The organism is Photobacterium marinum (assembly GCF_000331515.1).
GTDB classification, from domain to species: Bacteria; Pseudomonadota; Gammaproteobacteria; order Enterobacterales; family Vibrionaceae; genus Photobacterium; species Photobacterium marinum.
Window position 1 is genome coordinate 105,410 of sequence record NZ_AMZO01000020.1, and the last position, 17,193, is coordinate 122,602.

The following is a 17,193-nucleotide window of genomic DNA, read 5'->3' on the forward strand; positions in this document are numbered from 1 at the left end:
ATTCTAAACAGATGTCACTTCCACTTTCAGTTTCACTTGCTCATCTGCATCGCCATCAGAACTTTCAAATGATGCCGGCGAATTCAAACCAGTTGAAATCGTTGGTGAAATAATCGTCCGCCAGGCCCCGTCATCAAGTCGCTCCTGCACCTTAAAGGCGATTTTTACTTCTTCAGCCGATACTTCCAATAACTCTGCGCTACCAACTAATTCCCGACGATTAGTACTTTCATTATTGAAGCCGAAAAACACTTCATTATCAGTGCCAAAGAACACAGTCTCTTCACCCGGCAACAGGGACAGGGATGTATTCACTGTCTGGGTCATACCAGCGCTTGATAGTTCAAAGTCCACATCCAGAAGCCAATCAGCCATGGCTAATGGGCTTAAAAAGGCGCTAAAGAGGACTAAACCTTTACCCCAATCATTCATCTGCATTACCTCTCCAAAGGCTGGTCTGCAAATGTATTTCTAACCCTGGTGCTACGGATAAGATAGAGGCCCAGCCATACGGTTATTAACAGCGTTATCGCTCGGGACCAGCTAAATGCACCATTTAATAATGTCAGTTGATACACTTGCAGAGCACAATCTGTCATGTAGGCCGCGAGCAAGATCGATTTACCACGCCGCCACAATGCATTAATTAGTTTTTTGTTTTTGTGTCGTTGTCCGGTTACCCACATTAAAAACAATGCGGGTAACCCCATTACCATTGCGAAATAAAGGTTATTTCGCACCGGATACAAAATTTCTAAAACCTGGGCGCCCTGTTCACGACTGGCGCCGGCCATAACAAATATAATCCATGCTTTTGCATTAAAAATTAAAGTCAGCCAGAGCATTGCTGACGGCTTTAATAAGCCATGCTTGTCATAAGCATCTATCGGATAAAGCAAACTGATTCCCCGTACACCATTTCTCTTTTTAGCAATGGCGGCACAGATTACAGAATTCAACCTCAATAGGAGTAGCACGTTATATTTATTATGCTGATACCATAATTCATATCGCTCTAATCACAACCCGGCAGTGGTAAATTCTGTGGCTGACCGCACTTTTCGATTGTTTGTCTTGTAGCCCAGATCACGCTTTGCGTAGCTAATATCGTGTGATTTTCTCATTTTATTACATAGCTCACAGTCTGAATTTAAGTTTTTTTAATTCATTAAAACCCTCACCAAGCCATTAAATATCATTAACTTAGGCTTAATGATATAAAACAGTTTAGCCCGTTCATTTTTTGTTCACAATGTGAAATTTTCCTACATTTGTAAGGAAAATCTCCTAGTTGCCTCTCATCAAAAGCGTCCGACTTCAGGGTATAATCACCACAGAATAAATAATTCACTGTTCCTCATGGATTAATCATGGCTAAAAAAAACCAGCAAAACACCCCGTCGCCGGAAACTCAGGCTGAAGCGATGAGAATAGCGAAAGCAACACAGAAACAAGGCCAGACCAAAGAGCAAACCAAACTCATTGCCCAGGGAATTCAAAAAGGTATTGAGCAATACAAAAAGCAGCAAAAGATGAAGGCCCGCGAACGCGATAAATTCCGCAAAAAGCAGGCGAAAGAAAAACAAACAGTAGAAGCCACAGAAACTCATACGGCTACCGAGCAACAAACCATTTATAAACAGCACTGGCTACCTTGGCTATTGCTTGCTTTGTCATGGGTTGGTTTTGCTGCCTATACTTTTTTGCCGGCAGTAAAATAAAAGGGCTCTCCCTTTATTTGCTAACCGCTCGAAAGAACAAGGATCGTGTTATGAAAAAGGCATCAACTTATATATTGGTAATATTCTCCAGTCTGCTTCTTTTCGGTTGCTCTAATAGTGACCAGCAGCAGATAATGGCCGATCGCACCGGGTCTCCCTGTGGTGAAAAACCTAACTGCGTTTCAACACTGGAATCCAGAGAAGATTTTACACTGGCGCAATTTACGCTCAGCCAACAAGGTGGACAGAACTGGCAGGCTATTATTGATAATGCCCTTGAGCTTCCCGGAGCCAGCATGGCGCAACAAGAAGACAATTACTTCCGCGTAGAATGCCGTAGCCGGATCTTCGGCTTTGTAGATGATTTTGAAGTTCGCCGACAGGGCGATACCCTCATCGTCCGATCTGAATCAAGAACCGGTTATTCCGATTTCGGTGTTAATAGAGAGCGAGCAGAGCAATTTCGCCAACTGTTAATTGCTGCGGGTTTACTCAAGCCTTAATAACGTTAAAAAAGGTACAAAACACACTTGATAATGATTCCCATTTAGATCTATAGTTACCCTATCGATCCGGAGGGAAGACCATGGACAGACCATCATTTCTGGTATTAAGCATTATCGGCTTATTTAGTATGGTCGCCTTGCATCTTGCTGAAATTTGGCTGGGCGGGCAAGCTATGTCACTTAAGCAGTTCCTTCTCGAGTGGTTACCTCTTTACTGTTGCTGGGCAAGCCTGTTGCTTATCGGTGTGTTCAAGCGCTCGCTACAAAACTCAGAAAACCACTTTCACACGAGCTCTGGGAATTAACACCTGTAAAAAAGCCATGTCTCACGACATGGCTTTTTTTGATTAGCGATGTTCAGCTTCCAGAAATAGAAGCAGAGGCTACTCAAACTTCTTTGTCTTTACCCAAGGAAAGAAGCCAGATAGAAATGGCAGCCACCCCAACAAATCCTGTCAGGATAATCACCGGCATAGCGGCATAACCCAGGGTATGCCAGATAATCGACTCTAATGTACTCATCGTCTTTGTACCTTTCTGTTATTGCCGGGAATCCGGATTACCAGCCTTCCACATCTTTCATGTCAGGCAGTTTATGTGCGATCCCTTTGTGACAATCAACGCAGGTCTTCTCACCTGATGCCAGCGCAGTTGAATGCTGTTTAACGCTGCGCGCACCCTGTTCGGAGAAATCCATATATTCAAAGTCATGACAGTTACGACATTCCTTCGAATCGTTGTTCTTCATCCGGTGCCATTCACGGTTTGCCAGATACCCCCGGCGCTCTTTGAACTTTTCTTCGGTATCAATTGTCCCCATCGCAAAAGCCACCAGCTCTTTCGATGCCTGGACTTTACGAACAATCTTATCTGTCCAGTTATGCGGTACGTGACAGTCTGAACAGATAGCACGTACACCGGAACGGTTTGAATAGTGCACCGTCTCACGGATCTCTTTAACAATCGGAGCATGACAACCGGAGCAGAACTCTTCGGTGTTGGTCAATTCCATCCCGGTGTTAAAAGCCCCCCAGAACAGCAGGCCGCCGATAAAGCCCATAAACAGGACCAATCCCACAGCCACCTTACTCGGTGACGTCATCCGCCGCCAAAATGTTTTCAATATGTTCATCTATAGCCTCTCTGTGTCTGTTGGCTATGACTAGCGCAGCGCATCAACACGCTGGAAGTTATTTTCAACCAATGGCTTGGCATCAGCCTGTGGTACGTGGCACTGCAGACAGAAGTAGCGTGAAGGTGAGACATCTGACAGCACCTGGCCCTTACGCGGTGACTGGTAATGCGTCACACTGATCTTGGTTGCGCCCATTTCATTGGCATTTTTCCAGCTGTGGCACGCCAGGCATTTATTGGCATTCAGCGACACTTCGTAGTTACGAATAGTGTGCGGGATCAGTGGTGGCTGGTACACATAGTCACTGTCGATTGTGCCCTGATCGCGAGGGTAACGTTTCATCGGATCCGCCGCACGGGTCGTTTCCAGTTCAATACCACCACGCAGTGATTCCAGGCCACCAATTCCACCAGGATTGTTCAGTGCTTCTGCACTTTGTACGGCACCGGCTACCATCATGCCAACTGCCATCACAGCTAAAACTAAACGTTTCATGTTCTTCTCCGCCTTATGGCTAAATTCGAGTCAGGCTAGCTGCTGCCCGTTCCTCGGAACGGACAGGCTTTGCTATTACTTCAATGAGTTACACTTTAGTGATCTTGATTGGGCACTTCTTGAAATCGGTCTGCTTAGACAGCGGATCCGTTGCATCCAGAATCAGTTTGTTAATCAAAATCCGTGCATCAAAGAAAGGTACGAAAACCAGACCGACAGGCGGGCGGTTACGTCCACGTGTTTCAACTCGACAACGAACTTCACCACGACGGGAAGCAAGGTTGACTTCATCACCACGGCGCAGGCCACGAGCACGGGCATCATCCGGGTGGATATAACACACAGCATCCGGCACGGCTTTATATAGCTCAGGTACACGACGGGTCATTGTCCCTGTGTGCCAGTGCTCAAGTACACGGCCAGTACATAGCCACATATCGTATTCTTTGTCCGGCATTTCCGGAGCAGGCTCGTACGGTGCAAAGATGATATTTGCCTGACCATCCGGCTTACCGTAGAAACGGTAACCTTCACCGGCTGGTACATATGGATCCGAACCTTCTACGAAACGCCACTGGGTTTCTTTACCGTCAACCACCGGCCAACGCAGACCGCGAACCTGGTGATAAACATCGTAAGGCGCCAGGTCGTGACCATGACCGCGACCAAAGGCTGCGTATTCTTCAAACAGGCCTTTCTGAACATAGAAGCCCTGAGACTTAGCGTCATCATTCAGTTCCTGGGCTTCAGACAGCGGGAACTTATCTACCTGACCGTTGCGGAACAGCATGTCGTACATTGTCTTACCGCGGTATTGAGGTGCTTTCGCCAGCAGATCCTCTCCCCATACATCTTCAATCTTGAAGCGCTTGGAGAATTCCATGATCTGCCACAGATCCGATTTCGCATCACCCTGGGCTTCAACCTGTTGATACCAGGCCTGAGTACGGCGCTCGGCGTTACCGTACGCACCTTCTTTCTCTACCCACATTGCTGTCGGCAGGATCAGGTCAGCCGCCTGTGCTGTTACTGTCGGATATGGGTCAGAACAAACAATGAAGTTTTCCGGGTTTCGGTAGCCTGGCAGGCGCTCTTCGTTGATGTTCGGACCAGCCTGCATATTGTTGTTACACATTACCCAGTAAGCATTCAGCTTTCCGTCTTTCAGCATGCGATCCTGCACCACGGCGTGATAGCCCGGCTTCGGTGGAATAGTGCCTTCAGGTAGTTTCCAGATTTTTTCACTGATCGCACGGTGCTTAGGATTCTTAACAACCATGTCAGCAGGCAGACGGTGAGCAAACGTACCCACTTCACGCGCTGTACCACAGGCAGATGGCTGGCCGGTCAGTGAGAACGGGCCACAACCCGGCTTGGAAATCTTACCGGTCAGAAGGTGGATGTTATAAACCAGGCTGTTCATCCAAACACCACGGGTGTGCTGGTTCATGCCCATGGTCCACAGTGACATTACCTTGGTATTCGGATCCGCATACTGCTTCGCCAGTGCCAGCAGTTTCTCAGGCTCTACGCCTGACATCTCAGAAGCTTTCTCTAGTGTGTACTCAGCTACAGAAGCCTTGTACTCTTCAAAACTCATCGGATGCAGTTTGCCAGAGTTAGCATTCGCCGCTTTCTGCTGTAGCGGGTGCTCATCACGTAGGCCGTAACCGATATCTGTAGTCGCACGCTTGAAGTGAGTGTGCTTATTTACGAAATCCCAGTTCACCGCATCATTCTGAATAATGTAGTTCGCAATGTAGTTCGCAATCGCCAGATCGGTCTGAGGCTCAAAGATCATACCGTTATCCGCCAGTTCGAAAGAACGGTGGGTATAAGTCGACAGCACGTTCACTTTGACATGAGGATTGCTCAAACGGCGGTCAGTCAGGCGAGTCCACAGCACGGGGTGCATCTCGGCCATGTTTGAGCCCCATAGCACAAACGAATCAGAATGTTCGAAATCGTCGTAACAGCCCATTGGCTCATCGATACCGAAGGTACGCATGAAAGCACCAACCGCAGACGCCATACAGTGACGGGCATTCGGGTCGATGTTATTCGAGCGGAAACCCGCCTTCATCATTTTGGCAGCCGCATAACCTTCCATCACGGTCCACTGGCCGGAACCGAACATACCAACACCGGACGGGCCCTGCTTCTTCAGTGCTTCTTTCCACTTTTCAGCCATCACATCAAAGGCTTGATCCCATGATACCGGCTGGAAATCACCGTCTTTGTCGAACTTGCCGTTCTTCATGCGCAGCAGCGGCGTCTGCAGACGATCTTTGCCATACATGATTTTCGACAGGAAGTAACCCTTGATACAGTTCAGGCCCTTGTTCACCGGCGCTTCCGGATCACCCTGGGTAGCCACAACGCGGCCATTCTGAGTACCAACCAGTACTGAACAACCTGTACCACAAAAACGACAAGGCGCTTTATCCCATTTAATTTTGGTTTGATCAGAACTAACAATTAAGTTAGTGGCTGATGCCGGCAATGAAATACCGGCTACAGCGGCTGCCGATGCAGCGGCGTTTGCTTTCACAAACGCACGTCTTGTCATTTTCATGCGTCATCCTCAGATTGCGAGTCAAAGTGTTCAATTTGGTGGTAAACCAAAAAAGTAGTTAAAACGTGTTCTAAGTTATTGATTTTATCTATGGTGTCGGTCACGAAGCCCTGATTTTCTGTTTCCAGGACCACGATGATTTTGCCTTCTTCACTTTCGCCGTAAATTTCTGCATTTGGCAAAGTCGCTATCTGAGCCTTTACTCCCTCAAGGTGTTCAGGTTTAACGTGAACCACCAGGCTAGATATGTGCACTTCTTGTAATGCCATCGCTTTTACTCTTCTAATTGATGGGTAACCATAGTGATTGCCGAAGCCGGACATACCGACAAGCAGGCACCGCAACCAGTACAACCCTCATTATTCAGTACTGGCTGGGCAACACCGCCCGGTTGTAACCGGAAACTAATGGCCTGCACCTCACACATATCCCCGCAGCTCCGGCACTCGATTCGGTTCCGGGCCAGGCAGCCCTGACCAATGTCGGCCTTCAGAGCCCAGGGCGATTCCGTCCTGGGATGAAACAAAGCTTCGGGGCAGGCTTCAGCGCAGCCATAGCAAAACGTACATTCACCCTGGTTGAAGTCGACGGTCGGAAATCCGCCATCGCCTTTAATAATGATCTTGGTTTCACATGCATGAAGACATTTGTTGCAGCGCGTACATCGGTCAATAAACGTATCTTCATCGACAACCCAGGGCATTCGCTGCAACTGAGGCTTGCGACGTCGGGTCAGTAGGCTACGGCGGGAACGGTCAAACATATGCTCTTACTCCGTATAACCTTGGTTGAATATTGAAAATTTGATGTATTTCAGGCTGTACTCAATGCACTTTCTAGCATTAATAAGCTGTCATTTTTGTTTACAACCAGTGTAAATTCGGAAATAAATGCTTAAATACCCAGTAAGGGTTAATTAGGGGGTAAATTTGTCTTGGATCAATAAAAGAAAATGACATCCCTCACACTATCTACTACTGCCCTTTAAAGAACAGCGCTCAATAAATACTCAAAGGGTTAGTACAGCCTCTAAATCTCAGTGTAGAAGAAAGGACTTTAAGTGAAAAAAAGGCCGTTCAAACCCGTGACAACCACCATAGCCCGAGCCATGCTGGCTATTCTGCTGCTATCGGTGATGACCACCAGCTTTGCCCTGGTGACTCTGGCCTCCAGCCTCAACGATGCCGAAGCCATTAATGTTTCCGGCTCGATGCGAATGCAAAGCTATCGTCTGGCCTATGACATCCGTACCGATTCCGAACAAGTTGCCACGCATATCGCTCAATTCGAACAGTCGCTCTTCTCCCCCTCAATGGCGGCGCTGGAACACTGGACCGTACCGTCTGATATCCGGCTTCACTACTACAACCTGATCGGTCGGTGGGAGAACCTGCAACCCCTGATTGAAAACGGACAATCGCAGCAATTTCTTGACGAAGTCGCAACTTTTGTCGACAGGATCGACCGCTTTGTTTTTGAGTTGCAGGAATTCTCAGTCATTAAACTCCAAGTGCTTGCTATCACTGGAGGGATCGGCCTAAGCCTGATCCTGATCATCGTCCTGTTCACCATCCACTTTACTCAACGTAAAGTCGTGTCACCGCTCAACCAACTGGTTTCCGCCAGCAAACAGATCCAAAACGGCGTGTTTGATATCGAATTGAATGTCAAAAGTGATAATGAACTCGGCACACTGGCAAGTACTTTCTCTCAAATGGCTACTGAGCTAGGCAAGCTGTACCGGGGACTGGAAAAGAGTGTAGATGAAAAAACGCGCCGCCTGCGCCATGCCAATGAGTCACTCGAAGTCCTCTATCACTGCTCACAGGAACTGTCAGTCAGTCGTCTGTCATCGAAGAATTTCGCCGCGATGCTCGACACCATGGTAAACATTGAAGGCCTGACTGCAGCCAAGCTGATCATTGAAGAAAGCAGCGGCGGCAATACCGAAATCACTGCCGGACAACCTGCAGATCAGCAGTGGCAATATCAGGATTTAGAGCTGGATAACCAGGTTCTCGGCCAGCTATGGTGGCAATACACCCTGCCATGCCCGGACAAAAACCTGATCGACAATATAGCCCGAACCCTGTCACGGGGGATCTACTACAACCGAGCACAAAAACAGGCAGAGCAGTTATTGCTGATGGATGAACGCGCCACCATTGCCCGAGAGCTGCATGACTCATTAGCCCAGTCGCTCTCTTACCTGAAAATTCAGATGACCCTGCTCAAACGTCAACTTGGCAAGAATGAAATTGATAACTCCATGCAGATCATCACGGATATCGACAGCGGACTGTCCGGCGCTTATACCCAGCTGAGGGAGCTGCTCAGCACCTTCCGCCTGACCATCAAAGAAACCAACTTCGGTGAAGCCCTGGTTGAGATGCTCAAGCCGCTGGAAGAACAGAGTGATGCTTTGCTGATTATCGATAACCATTTGTCATCATTAAATTTAGATGCCCATCATCAGGTTCATCTGCTACAACTGATCAGAGAAGCAGTTTTAAATTCGATCAAACATGCCGAGGCCGATGAAATCATCATTGCCTGTCACCAAAGTGGCGATCAGGTCAACATCACAATCAGTGATGACGGTCAGGGTTTTGACCCGACGAGTGAAAAACTGAACCACTACGGCCTGGCGATCATGACTGAGCGGGCATCGCGCCTCAACGGCGAGCTAAAAATTAATACAAAGCAAGGTTCAGGCTGCGAAGTCGCCCTGAGCTTTTCCCTTGAACCTTAAGGATAACAATATGACGTGTTGGAAAATTATGATTGTGGATGACCACCCGCTGATGCGACGGGGGATCAACCAGCTACTCAGTTTTGAACCTGATTTTGAAATTGTTGCCGAAGCCAGCAATGGCGCAGATGCCGTTACTCTTGCGACAGAAAAAGATCCCGATCTGATCTTACTCGACCTCAATATGAAAGGGATGTCAGGGCTTGATACCCTTAATGCGATGAGAGCTGAAGATATTCAGTCAAGAATCGTTGTTCTGACTGTCTCTGACAGCCGCTCAGATATCAAAGCACTGATCAACGCCGGTGCCGATGGTTACCTGTTGAAAGATACCGAACCGGATCAGTTAATCGAATTGCTGAAGCAAGCTTTGCGGGGCGATAAAGCCTATAGTGATTTGGTGCGCGAATATCTGGAAGATGCCTCAGAGCAAGACTCTCTGCTCAATACCCTGACCGAGCGGGAAATGCAGATCCTGAAAGAAGTTGCCAAAGGCTATCGCAACAAACAAATTGCCGACTCACTGTTTATCTCTGAATCTACAGTTAAAGTGCACATGAAGAGCCTGCTGAAAAAGCTGCAGGTAAAATCACGCACGGCGGCAACCGTCCTTTACCTGGAATCATTGGGGCAATAATGCAGAAACGAACCTTCACCCTCTTTTGTCTTTTACTTCTTAGCGGGTGTGAAACCACACGGCTTCAACCACAAAGTGAAGATGTCCGGCTACGCTGGGACAGTGCAGAGCAATTTAAAACCTGTGATGAAAAAGGGGTAGTGACGGGTTCGGAAGGCAGCTGGTACTCATTCTGGTTCATCAGCAATGAGGATTTGACGGAAGGGGCAATTAACAACCTGAAGAACAAAGCTTCTGAGCGCGGGGCAAATACTGTCAACCTGTACAGCCCGCAATCATTCAGCACATCGGTAACATTAATGGGCAATGCCTACCATTGCCCATAATTACTGGTAACCCATCGCTTCTCTGATACACAAGACAAAGCCGTGAATCGACTTCATTAACTTGATACAGAAGAAACAATATCCTCTTCGCGGGACTGTACCCACTCCAAATCAAACGGTCCCCAGTCACTTAGCTGGTAATAACCATCATTATGGCGCTTGCCGTCCTGGATAAATGACAGCTCAATTCCAAAACCAGGAAGGGCTTTTAATACATCCTGAATAGTACGGCGCGGCCAACCCGTTAATTCGATAAGCTTCGGAACGTTCGGACGTTCCACTTTTTCAACAAGCAATGCGAGATAAAGACGACGGGCAAAAACCGGATTCAATTCCATTGAGACCTCCAAAATTTGAGGCTTCATTATTCCGCTTCTACCAATATTGATGTTGAGTTTGATCAAGATGCGGAAGGATTTATGGGCTACTTGAATATAAATAAGTGATTCATGTCTCACTTTTATTAAGCAACAAGCATCATTTCCAAAGCAACAGAAAACTAGCAAACTCTATATTATCAACGACTTGAAGAAGTACAAAAAACCAACAACGTGAGTTTTGAGTCACTTGTTACGCAAAAACACGAGCTGAAACACCATACATACAAAACGAAAAATAAATCAAATTTATTGCATAACCATATAGTAATTCTGTCTCTTTCATACCCTAAAGTAGCCCATTTACCATCATCACTAACCGACCACAACTACCTGACCACTTGCCGGATAATCCGTTCTACACTAAATACCAGATTCGATTTGATAAGGTACAACCTATGACACCGGCATTCTGGTGCATCATCATTTCATTTCTGATCAACTATCTGCTGGCTGCTATCGGCGGATGGCTGACGGTTCGCCAGACCGGGCGGTTTGATATCAACCAGCCCCGTATCCAGGAAAGAGAGCTAACCGGTGCCGCAGCCAGAGTTCAAGCCGCACAAGCTAATGGCTGGGAAGTAACACCCGTCTTCGCCTGCTGTGTTTTTATCGCTCATTTCGCCGATGTACCGCCAGAACAGTCAACCCTGCCCGCCTACCTTTTTGTTATCTCAAGAGTGCTCTACATGGTGTGCTATGCCTGTAAACTGAGTCCCTGGCGAACCATTGTCTTTGCCGTCGGCCTTGTGGCCTGCGCCTGGCTGATCCGAATGGCTGTCATTTCAACACCCTGATGCCACTACCAATCTTTCATTTCTGTCGTGAAGCCTTTGTTACCATTGCTAAGCCCCTGCATTCTCGTTATAAAGAAAGGCTAATTCGATAACAAAAAGTAAGTCAGTAAATTATGAACACAATTGCCTACGGTATTAAAAACTGCGATACCATCAAGAAAATGAAAAAATGGCTGGAAGCGGAAAGCATTGAATACAGCTTCCACGACTACCGTGTTGACGGCCTGGATCAGGCGATGCTGGAAGGCTTTGAGTCTGAGCTAGGCTGGGAAGCCATGGTCAACAAACGCGGTACCACTTACCGTCAACTGAGTGACGAACAGAAAGACAGCCTGAACCGCGAGACAGCAATCGCTCTGATGCTGGAATACCCGGCGATGATCAAGCGCCCGCTGCTGGTTCATAACGGCACCTATCACTTGGGCTTCAAGCCAGCCCAATACCAAGAAATTTTCCACTCGTAAGGATACAGGATGTCAGACAGCCCGGTAATCGCCCTGGCGAAAGACTTTATCAGCCGCATCTCGGTAACTCCGGAGGACGCAGGCTGCCAGGACGTAATGATTCAGCGTCTTGAGAAACTCGGCTTCACCATTGAACCGATGATCTTTGAAGATACTACCAACCTTTGGGCCCGCCGTGGCACCGAAGCTCCATTGTTTGTTTTTGCCGGACACACGGATGTTGTCCCGGCCGGGCCATCTGATCTCTGGCACACCCCACCGTTTGAACCGACCATCATCGACGGTTACCTGCACGGTCGTGGGGCGGCAGATATGAAGGGCTCCCTTGCATGCTTCATTGTGGCGATCGAACGTTTTCTGGAAGCCAACCCGGATCACAAGGGCTCGATTGCTTTGCTGATCACCTCTGATGAAGAAGGACCATTTATCAATGGTACAACCCGGGTTATTGATACTCTGGAAGCACGAAACGAAAAAATCGATATGTGCATTGTCGGTGAACCTTCCAGTACTCACTTCGTCGGTGATGTAGTGAAAAACGGCCGCCGCGGCTCTATTACCGGCGATGTTACAATCAAAGGCGTTCAGGGCCACGTCGCTTACCCACACTTGGCCGACAACCCAGTTCACCGGGCTATGCCAGCACTGGCTGAACTGGCGGCAACGACATGGGACAACGGCAATGCGTATTTCCCCCCGACCAGTTTCCAGATAGCTAACCTGTCTGCCGGCACTGGTGCCTCTAATGTCATTCCGGGAGAATTCCAGGTTCAGTTTAACTTCCGTTTCAGCACCGAGCTGACTGCTGATGACATTAAACGCAAGGTTCATTCGACTCTTGATGCCCACGGTCTGGATTACGAGATGCAGTGGACCCTGAGCGGTCATCCGTTCCTGACAGACCACGGTAAATTACTGGCAGCAACAGTCGAGGCTATCGAGGAAGTAAACCACCAGAAACCAGAACTACTGACCACCGGCGGTACTTCAGACGGACGCTTTATCGCCCGCACAGGTGCAGAGGTGATTGAACTGGGCCCGGTGAATGCCACCATCCATAAAGTCAATGAGTGCGTGAAGGTCGCGGATCTCGAAAAACTCACCGACATGTACCAGAAGGTATTAGAAAAAACACTTAAATGACCGACTTAACCTCCGCCCGGCACATGACTGCCGGGCAGCTTACCGGACAAGAAGACACCCACCTTGTCCCCCACCAGCAACACCTGCTGCACAAATCGATGCAGCCGGCTTTTGTCGACCTACAGCAAGCTGCCGCTAACGCGGGCTTTGAGCTTCGCCTTGCCAGTGCGTTTCGCCCTTTCGATCGCCAATTGCTGATTTGGAACAGCAAGTTCAACGGCACCCGGCCACTGCTGGACAGTCACAGCCAGCCGCTGGATGCCAGCCAATTATCGGAGCTGGAAAAAATCCACGCCATCCTGCGCTGGTCAGCTCTGCCCGGCGCCAGCCGCCACCACTGGGGGACGGATGTTGATATCTACGCTGCGAACTGTCTGCCAGAGGGAGTCAAACTTAGACTTGAACCCTGGGAGTACGAAACCGGCGGCCACCAGGCCGAATTCAGCGCCTGGCTAAACGAACACATGACCCAGTTCGGATTCTACCTGCCTTACGCCGAAGATCGCGGCGGTGTTGCTGTCGAACCCTGGCATATCAGCTATTACCCGCTCAGTAAGCATTTGCTCCAGCAGTTAACACCAGAGATGCTTTACCACACACTAAATGCATGTGAAATAGCCGGAAAGTCGCAGATCCTGGCAAACCTTGATAATCTTTATAGTAAATACATCGGGAATATCTGCGAGGTCTGAATGGAATGGCTACTTAACCCATGGGTTATCAGTATCATTATTGTCAGCGTGGTTGTCAGCAACATTGCAGCCTTGAAGTACACCGCGCATATGAAGTTCGGCTACAAAGATAAGATCAAGTACCTGCAGGAAAAGTACGACCGAGAACAACTGCAGAAAGAAGCCGAAAAGAAAGAGAAGAAATAGGTTCGAACAAGCTAAAGGCTTGCCTTGCTGAATTTCAACAAAAAACGGAAGCTGTGTAGGCTTCCGTTTTTTATTCATACCATCAAACGCTAACTTAAAGCGGAGCTATGCCACCTAAGACAAACACTCTAGAACAAAGAATAAGCGCGGAGTTTACGAACGTAAATGAGCACTTGTGATGACGTTATAGACTATTTGACGACGGAGGCATCGTTACGCGCGGGATAGGTAGTTTGCAACCCCCACCCACTTATAACTTGTCAGCTCTTCCAATCCCATCGGGCCACGGGCATGAAGCTTCTGGGTTGAAACCGCCACTTCCGCTCCCAGGCCAAACTGCGCACCGTCGGTAAAACGGGTTGATGCATTTACGTAGACCGCGGCTGAACCGGCTGCATTCACGAAACGCTCCGCTGACTGAAGATCGTTCGTCAAGATAGCATCGGAGTGGCTGGCGTTGTGCTTGCGCATGTGGGCAATGGCCTCATCCACATCCTTCACCACTTTCACACCCAGCGTGAAGCTCAGCCACTCTGTGTCGTAGTCACCGTCTGCTACCGGACGCAGCTCTGCGGCTTTACCTTCAAGCGCGCCGTAAGCTGCTTCATCGGCAACGAAAGTTACATTGCTTTTGTTCAGGCGCTCTGCAAGACGCGGCAGGAAGGCTTCGGCTACGTCTTCGTTCACCAACAAGGTATCAAGAGCATTACACGCTGACGGACGTTGAACTTTTGAGTTTTCAACCACATCCAACGCACGGGACAGATCAGCCGTCTTGTCGACATATACATGGCTGATACCGAAACCACCGATGATCACAGGAATCGTGCTGTTTTCTTTGCACATCTTATGCAGACCTGCACCACCACGCGGGATGATCATATCTACATATTGATCCAGTTTGAGCAGTTGAGAAACCAACTCACGATCAGGCTTTTCAATATACTGAACTGATGCCGCCGGCAGACCAGCTTTTTCAAGCGCCACCTGAATAACTTTCACCAACTCCATGTTGGAGTGGAAGGTTTCGCGGCCACCACGAAGGATACTGGCATTACCCGTTTTCAGGCACAGTGCTGCAATATCAATGGTCACATTCGGGCGCGCTTCATAAATCACCCCAATAACGCCCAGCGGTACACGACGGCGACTAAGGCGCATGCCATTTTCCAACACTCGTGTATCCAGCTCAGCACCGACCGGATCATTCAAGCTGATCACATTGCGGACATCGTTAGCAATTCCGGCAAGGCGGTCTTCATTCAGCAGCAAGCGATCAATCAGGGCATCTGTCATGCCGGCTTCCCGGGCTGCATCAATATCTTTGGCGTTCGCCGCCAGAATCAACTCGCGATTCGCTTCCAGTTCATCCGCGATAATCGCCAGCGCTTTATTCTTTTGTGCCGTCGCTGCAGTAGCCAATTCAAATGCAGCCTGCTGAGCTGCCTTACCCATCACTTCAAGATTCACAATACTTCCCCTTTATGTCCGTATATTTATTTTTAATCAGATGACAACCAGATCATCACGGTGTACTGCGACCGGTCCATATTCATAACCCAGGATCTGGTAAATATCCTGGCTGTGTTTTCCGGCAATTTTCGCCATGTCTTTACTTGAATAACGACAGATACCACGTGCTAGCAATGTTCCTTTCGCACTATAAAGACGAATGACCTCACCACGCTCAAAGTCACCTTTAACTTCGGAGATCCCTTTCGCCAGCAAGCTACTGCCCCGCTGTTGAACAGCAAATACAGCGCCATCATCAATCACAATATCCCCGGCTGGTGGAGGCCCGGCCAAGATCCAGCGTTTACGGCTTTCCAGTGGTGATTCAAGCGGAAGGAAACGGGTGCCGACAGCCGTGCCTTTAACCAGATCATTAATTACATCCGGTCGGCTGCCTGCGGCAATCACCACCTCAATACCGGCACGACGGGCAACATCGGCAGCCTGCAGTTTAGTCGCCATACCGCCGGTACCCAAACCGCCAACGCTGCCACCAGCGAGTTTGTGCAGGGTTTCATCAATGGTATGAACTTCGCGTATCAATTCAGCATCCGGGTTGTTACGCGGATCTGCTGTAAACAGGCCCGGCTGATCGGTCAGCAACAGCAATTTATCAGCACTGACCAAAATGCCTACCAGCGCAGATAGGTTATCGTTATCACCAACTTTGATTTCCGTTGTCGCAACCGCATCATTCTCGTTCACTACCGGAATGATTCCGTTATCCAGCAGCGCCAAGACCATATCGCGGGCATTGAGAAAACGCTCGCGGTCATTCAAATCGGCACGGGTCAGCAACATCTGGCCGACATGCAAACCATAAATTCCGAACAGGTGTTCCCATTCCTGGATTAGGCGGCTCTGGCCTACTGCGGCAAGTAGCTGTTTGCTGGCCATGGTTTTGGGCAACTCGGGGTAACCTAAATGCTCGCGGCCCGCTGCAATTGCACCGGATGTGACGATGATGACTTTATGGCCTTGACGGCGCAGCGATGCGCACTGACGAACCAGTTCCACCATATGTGCACGATCCAGCTTCAGCGTTCCGCCGGTTAACACGCTGGTCCCCAGCTTAATGACGATCGTCTGCGGAGACTGGTGTGAATGTCCAACCGTTTGGGCGCCATCCTGTTGAGAAATGTGCGTCCCAGCGTCCTGCGTTATAGCATTTGAGTTATTTGTATCTGCCATTGGGATAAAACAATTGTGATGAATAAATTTAGGTGCAATTGTTTTATCAATCCCCTTGGTAGATCACAAGAAAAATGCGCTATAAAAGCGCATTATTCTTTCAATTCCAAACTTGAGACAAATCAGGCAACACTACCAAGCTCTGCTTCCTCAAGCTCACCGGACGGTGTCAGCTCCAGATTAAACTCACCCTGAAGCAAGCCAGTCAGCTTAGGGTAAAAGTCATCCAGAGTCTGTAACACTGCCTGCTCATGTTTGGCTGGCACACTTTCCCGAACCCATTCGCCTTTGTTGTCAAAGCGACCAAAGTAGTAGCAGTATTCAAATCCGGTATCGGTTGTTGTCATCACCAGCCACCAGCCCCAGAACTCCCTTTCTTCCGGTGCTTTCTTGGCACTGATACAACTGGCGAGGCAATCAAAGAAGTAACGACCGTCTGAAGAATGCTGTTGACGCAGGTAAGGCCCCAGCGCCGTTAGCTTAGTGATCAGGCGTCCATGTGGCGGAAACGTCGTGTTTGTCGTCATAGCGTATCTCCATCCATAGTCAATAACACAATCACAGCAAGACAATAATTGATGATGCCGTACCCGTCGATTCCCGAGCCTATTCTCGAAGCGGCGGGCAGGTCATTGTTGTTATTCCATTTAAGCGACAAAGCCAAACAATAGCAACATTTTCTTT

General features: G+C 48.7%; 23 protein-coding genes. 11 read left to right on the forward strand and 12 right to left on the reverse strand.

Features of this window, described 5'->3' with window-relative positions; all coding sequences use genetic code 11:
• Positions 1-3: 3 nt before the first annotated feature.
• Positions 4-432 carry a hypothetical protein gene (locus tag C942_RS13625; protein WP_036800241.1) on the reverse strand — a complete coding sequence of 143 codons (429 nt, stop codon included), beginning with the start codon at positions 430-432 and terminating at the stop codon, positions 4-6.
• Positions 433-437: 5 nt separating this feature from the next.
• The gene (locus C942_RS13630) at positions 438-899 is read right to left on the reverse strand and encodes a DUF2919 domain-containing protein (RefSeq protein WP_007466539.1); all 462 of its coding nucleotides are present in this window, start codon (positions 897-899) and stop codon (positions 438-440) included.
• Between the two features lie 471 nt (positions 900-1,370).
• Between C942_RS13630 and C942_RS13635 the strand changes: the two genes are divergently transcribed.
• The 3 genes from C942_RS13635 (at position 1,371) to C942_RS13645 (ending at position 2,532) form a co-directional block, all read left to right on the forward strand.
• Positions 1,371-1,721 carry a DUF2956 domain-containing protein gene (locus C942_RS13635; protein WP_007466540.1) on the forward strand — a complete coding sequence of 117 codons (351 nt, stop codon included), beginning with the start codon at positions 1,371-1,373 and terminating at the stop codon, positions 1,719-1,721.
• 50 nt (positions 1,722-1,771) lie between these two features.
• The gene (locus C942_RS13640; RefSeq protein WP_036800164.1) at positions 1,772-2,224 is read left to right on the forward strand and encodes a DUF1499 domain-containing protein; all 453 of its coding nucleotides are present in this window, start codon (positions 1,772-1,774) and stop codon (positions 2,222-2,224) included.
• Positions 2,225-2,307: 83 nt separating this feature from the next.
• Positions 2,308-2,532 (forward strand): hypothetical protein, encoded by a 225-nt coding sequence (locus C942_RS13645; protein WP_007466542.1) that lies wholly within the window; start codon positions 2,308-2,310, stop codon positions 2,530-2,532.
• An 82-nt stretch (positions 2,533-2,614) separates the two neighbouring features.
• On the opposite strand, the gene C942_RS24705 is transcribed toward C942_RS13645, so the two are convergent.
• From C942_RS24705 to napF, 6 genes are all read right to left on the reverse strand, one after another.
• Positions 2,615-2,749, reverse strand: a complete 135-nt coding sequence (locus tag C942_RS24705) for a TIGR02808 family protein (protein WP_007466543.1) — start codon at positions 2,747-2,749, stop codon at positions 2,615-2,617.
• A 37-nt stretch (positions 2,750-2,786) separates the two neighbouring features.
• Positions 2,787-3,359, reverse strand: a complete 573-nt coding sequence (locus C942_RS13650) for a NapC/NirT family cytochrome c (protein WP_036800167.1) — start codon at positions 3,357-3,359, stop codon at positions 2,787-2,789.
• Positions 3,360-3,389: 30 nt separating this feature from the next.
• Positions 3,390-3,833: a nitrate reductase cytochrome c-type subunit gene (locus tag C942_RS13655; RefSeq protein WP_369808743.1), complete on the reverse strand. Its 444-nt coding sequence runs from the start codon at positions 3,831-3,833 to the stop codon at positions 3,390-3,392.
• Between the two features lie 112 nt (positions 3,834-3,945).
• Positions 3,946-6,432: a periplasmic nitrate reductase subunit alpha gene (napA, locus tag C942_RS13660; RefSeq protein ID WP_007466546.1), complete on the reverse strand. Its 2,487-nt coding sequence runs from the start codon at positions 6,430-6,432 to the stop codon at positions 3,946-3,948.
• Positions 6,429-6,701, reverse strand: coding sequence for a chaperone NapD (locus C942_RS13665; protein ID WP_007466547.1), 273 nt, complete (start codon positions 6,699-6,701; stop codon positions 6,429-6,431). The genes napA and C942_RS13665 overlap by 4 nt, the downstream gene beginning before the upstream one ends.
• A gap of 5 nt (positions 6,702-6,706) precedes the next feature.
• Positions 6,707-7,195: a ferredoxin-type protein NapF gene (gene napF, locus C942_RS13670; RefSeq protein WP_007466548.1), complete on the reverse strand. Its 489-nt coding sequence runs from the start codon at positions 7,193-7,195 to the stop codon at positions 6,707-6,709.
• A gap of 297 nt (positions 7,196-7,492) precedes the next feature.
• Between napF and narQ the strand changes: the two genes are divergently transcribed.
• The 3 genes from narQ to C942_RS13685 are packed head-to-tail and all read left to right on the forward strand — an operon-like array spanning position 7,493 to position 10,147.
• Complete coding sequence (gene narQ, locus C942_RS13675) at positions 7,493-9,184, forward strand: nitrate/nitrite two-component system sensor histidine kinase NarQ (protein WP_007466549.1); 1,692 nt, start codon at positions 7,493-7,495, stop codon at positions 9,182-9,184.
• Between the two features lie 10 nt (positions 9,185-9,194).
• A complete protein-coding gene (locus C942_RS13680; protein ID WP_036800170.1) occupies positions 9,195-9,821 on the forward strand; it encodes a response regulator in 627 nt (208 codons plus the stop codon).
• Entirely contained in the window at positions 9,821-10,147 is a 327-nt protein-coding gene (locus C942_RS13685; protein ID WP_007466551.1) for a DUF4156 domain-containing protein, read from the forward strand. Before C942_RS13680 ends, C942_RS13685 begins: the two co-directional genes overlap by 1 nt.
• Positions 10,148-10,203: 56 nt before the next feature.
• Here the strand turns inward: C942_RS13685 and C942_RS13690 are convergent, their stop codons facing one another.
• The gene (locus tag C942_RS13690) at positions 10,204-10,485 is read right to left on the reverse strand and encodes a winged helix-turn-helix domain-containing protein (RefSeq protein ID WP_007466552.1); all 282 of its coding nucleotides are present in this window, start codon (positions 10,483-10,485) and stop codon (positions 10,204-10,206) included.
• Between the two features lie 437 nt (positions 10,486-10,922).
• Here C942_RS13690 and C942_RS13695 point away from each other — a divergent pair, with 437 nt between their 5' ends.
• From C942_RS13695 to C942_RS13715, 5 genes are all read left to right on the forward strand, one after another.
• The gene (locus C942_RS13695; RefSeq protein ID WP_007466553.1) at positions 10,923-11,321 is read left to right on the forward strand and encodes an MAPEG family protein; all 399 of its coding nucleotides are present in this window, start codon (positions 10,923-10,925) and stop codon (positions 11,319-11,321) included.
• Between the two features lie 113 nt (positions 11,322-11,434).
• Positions 11,435-11,785, forward strand: a complete 351-nt coding sequence (locus tag C942_RS13700; RefSeq protein ID WP_007466554.1) for an ArsC family reductase — start codon at positions 11,435-11,437, stop codon at positions 11,783-11,785.
• A gap of 9 nt (positions 11,786-11,794) precedes the next feature.
• The gene (gene dapE, locus C942_RS13705) at positions 11,795-12,928 is read left to right on the forward strand and encodes a succinyl-diaminopimelate desuccinylase (protein ID WP_007466555.1); all 1,134 of its coding nucleotides are present in this window, start codon (positions 11,795-11,797) and stop codon (positions 12,926-12,928) included.
• Positions 12,929-12,951: 23 nt separating this feature from the next.
• On the forward strand, positions 12,952-13,620 hold the full coding sequence (locus C942_RS13710) for a M15 family metallopeptidase (RefSeq protein WP_007466556.1): 669 nt from the start codon (positions 12,952-12,954) through the stop codon (positions 13,618-13,620).
• The gene (locus C942_RS13715) at positions 13,621-13,806 is read left to right on the forward strand and encodes a DUF2897 family protein (RefSeq protein WP_007466557.1); all 186 of its coding nucleotides are present in this window, start codon (positions 13,621-13,623) and stop codon (positions 13,804-13,806) included. It begins immediately after the preceding gene.
• A 213-nt stretch (positions 13,807-14,019) separates the two neighbouring features.
• On the opposite strand, the gene C942_RS13720 is transcribed toward C942_RS13715, so the two are convergent.
• From C942_RS13720 to crl, 3 genes are all read right to left on the reverse strand, one after another.
• The gene (locus C942_RS13720) at positions 14,020-15,261 is read right to left on the reverse strand and encodes a glutamate-5-semialdehyde dehydrogenase (RefSeq protein ID WP_408633479.1); all 1,242 of its coding nucleotides are present in this window, start codon (positions 15,259-15,261) and stop codon (positions 14,020-14,022) included.
• Between the two features lie 51 nt (positions 15,262-15,312).
• The gene (gene proB / locus C942_RS13725; protein WP_083882350.1) at positions 15,313-16,509 is read right to left on the reverse strand and encodes a glutamate 5-kinase; all 1,197 of its coding nucleotides are present in this window, start codon (positions 16,507-16,509) and stop codon (positions 15,313-15,315) included.
• Between the two features lie 122 nt (positions 16,510-16,631).
• Positions 16,632-17,036, reverse strand: a complete 405-nt coding sequence (gene crl, locus C942_RS13730; protein ID WP_007466561.1) for a sigma factor-binding protein Crl — start codon at positions 17,034-17,036, stop codon at positions 16,632-16,634.
• Positions 17,037-17,193: the final 157 nt, after the last annotated feature.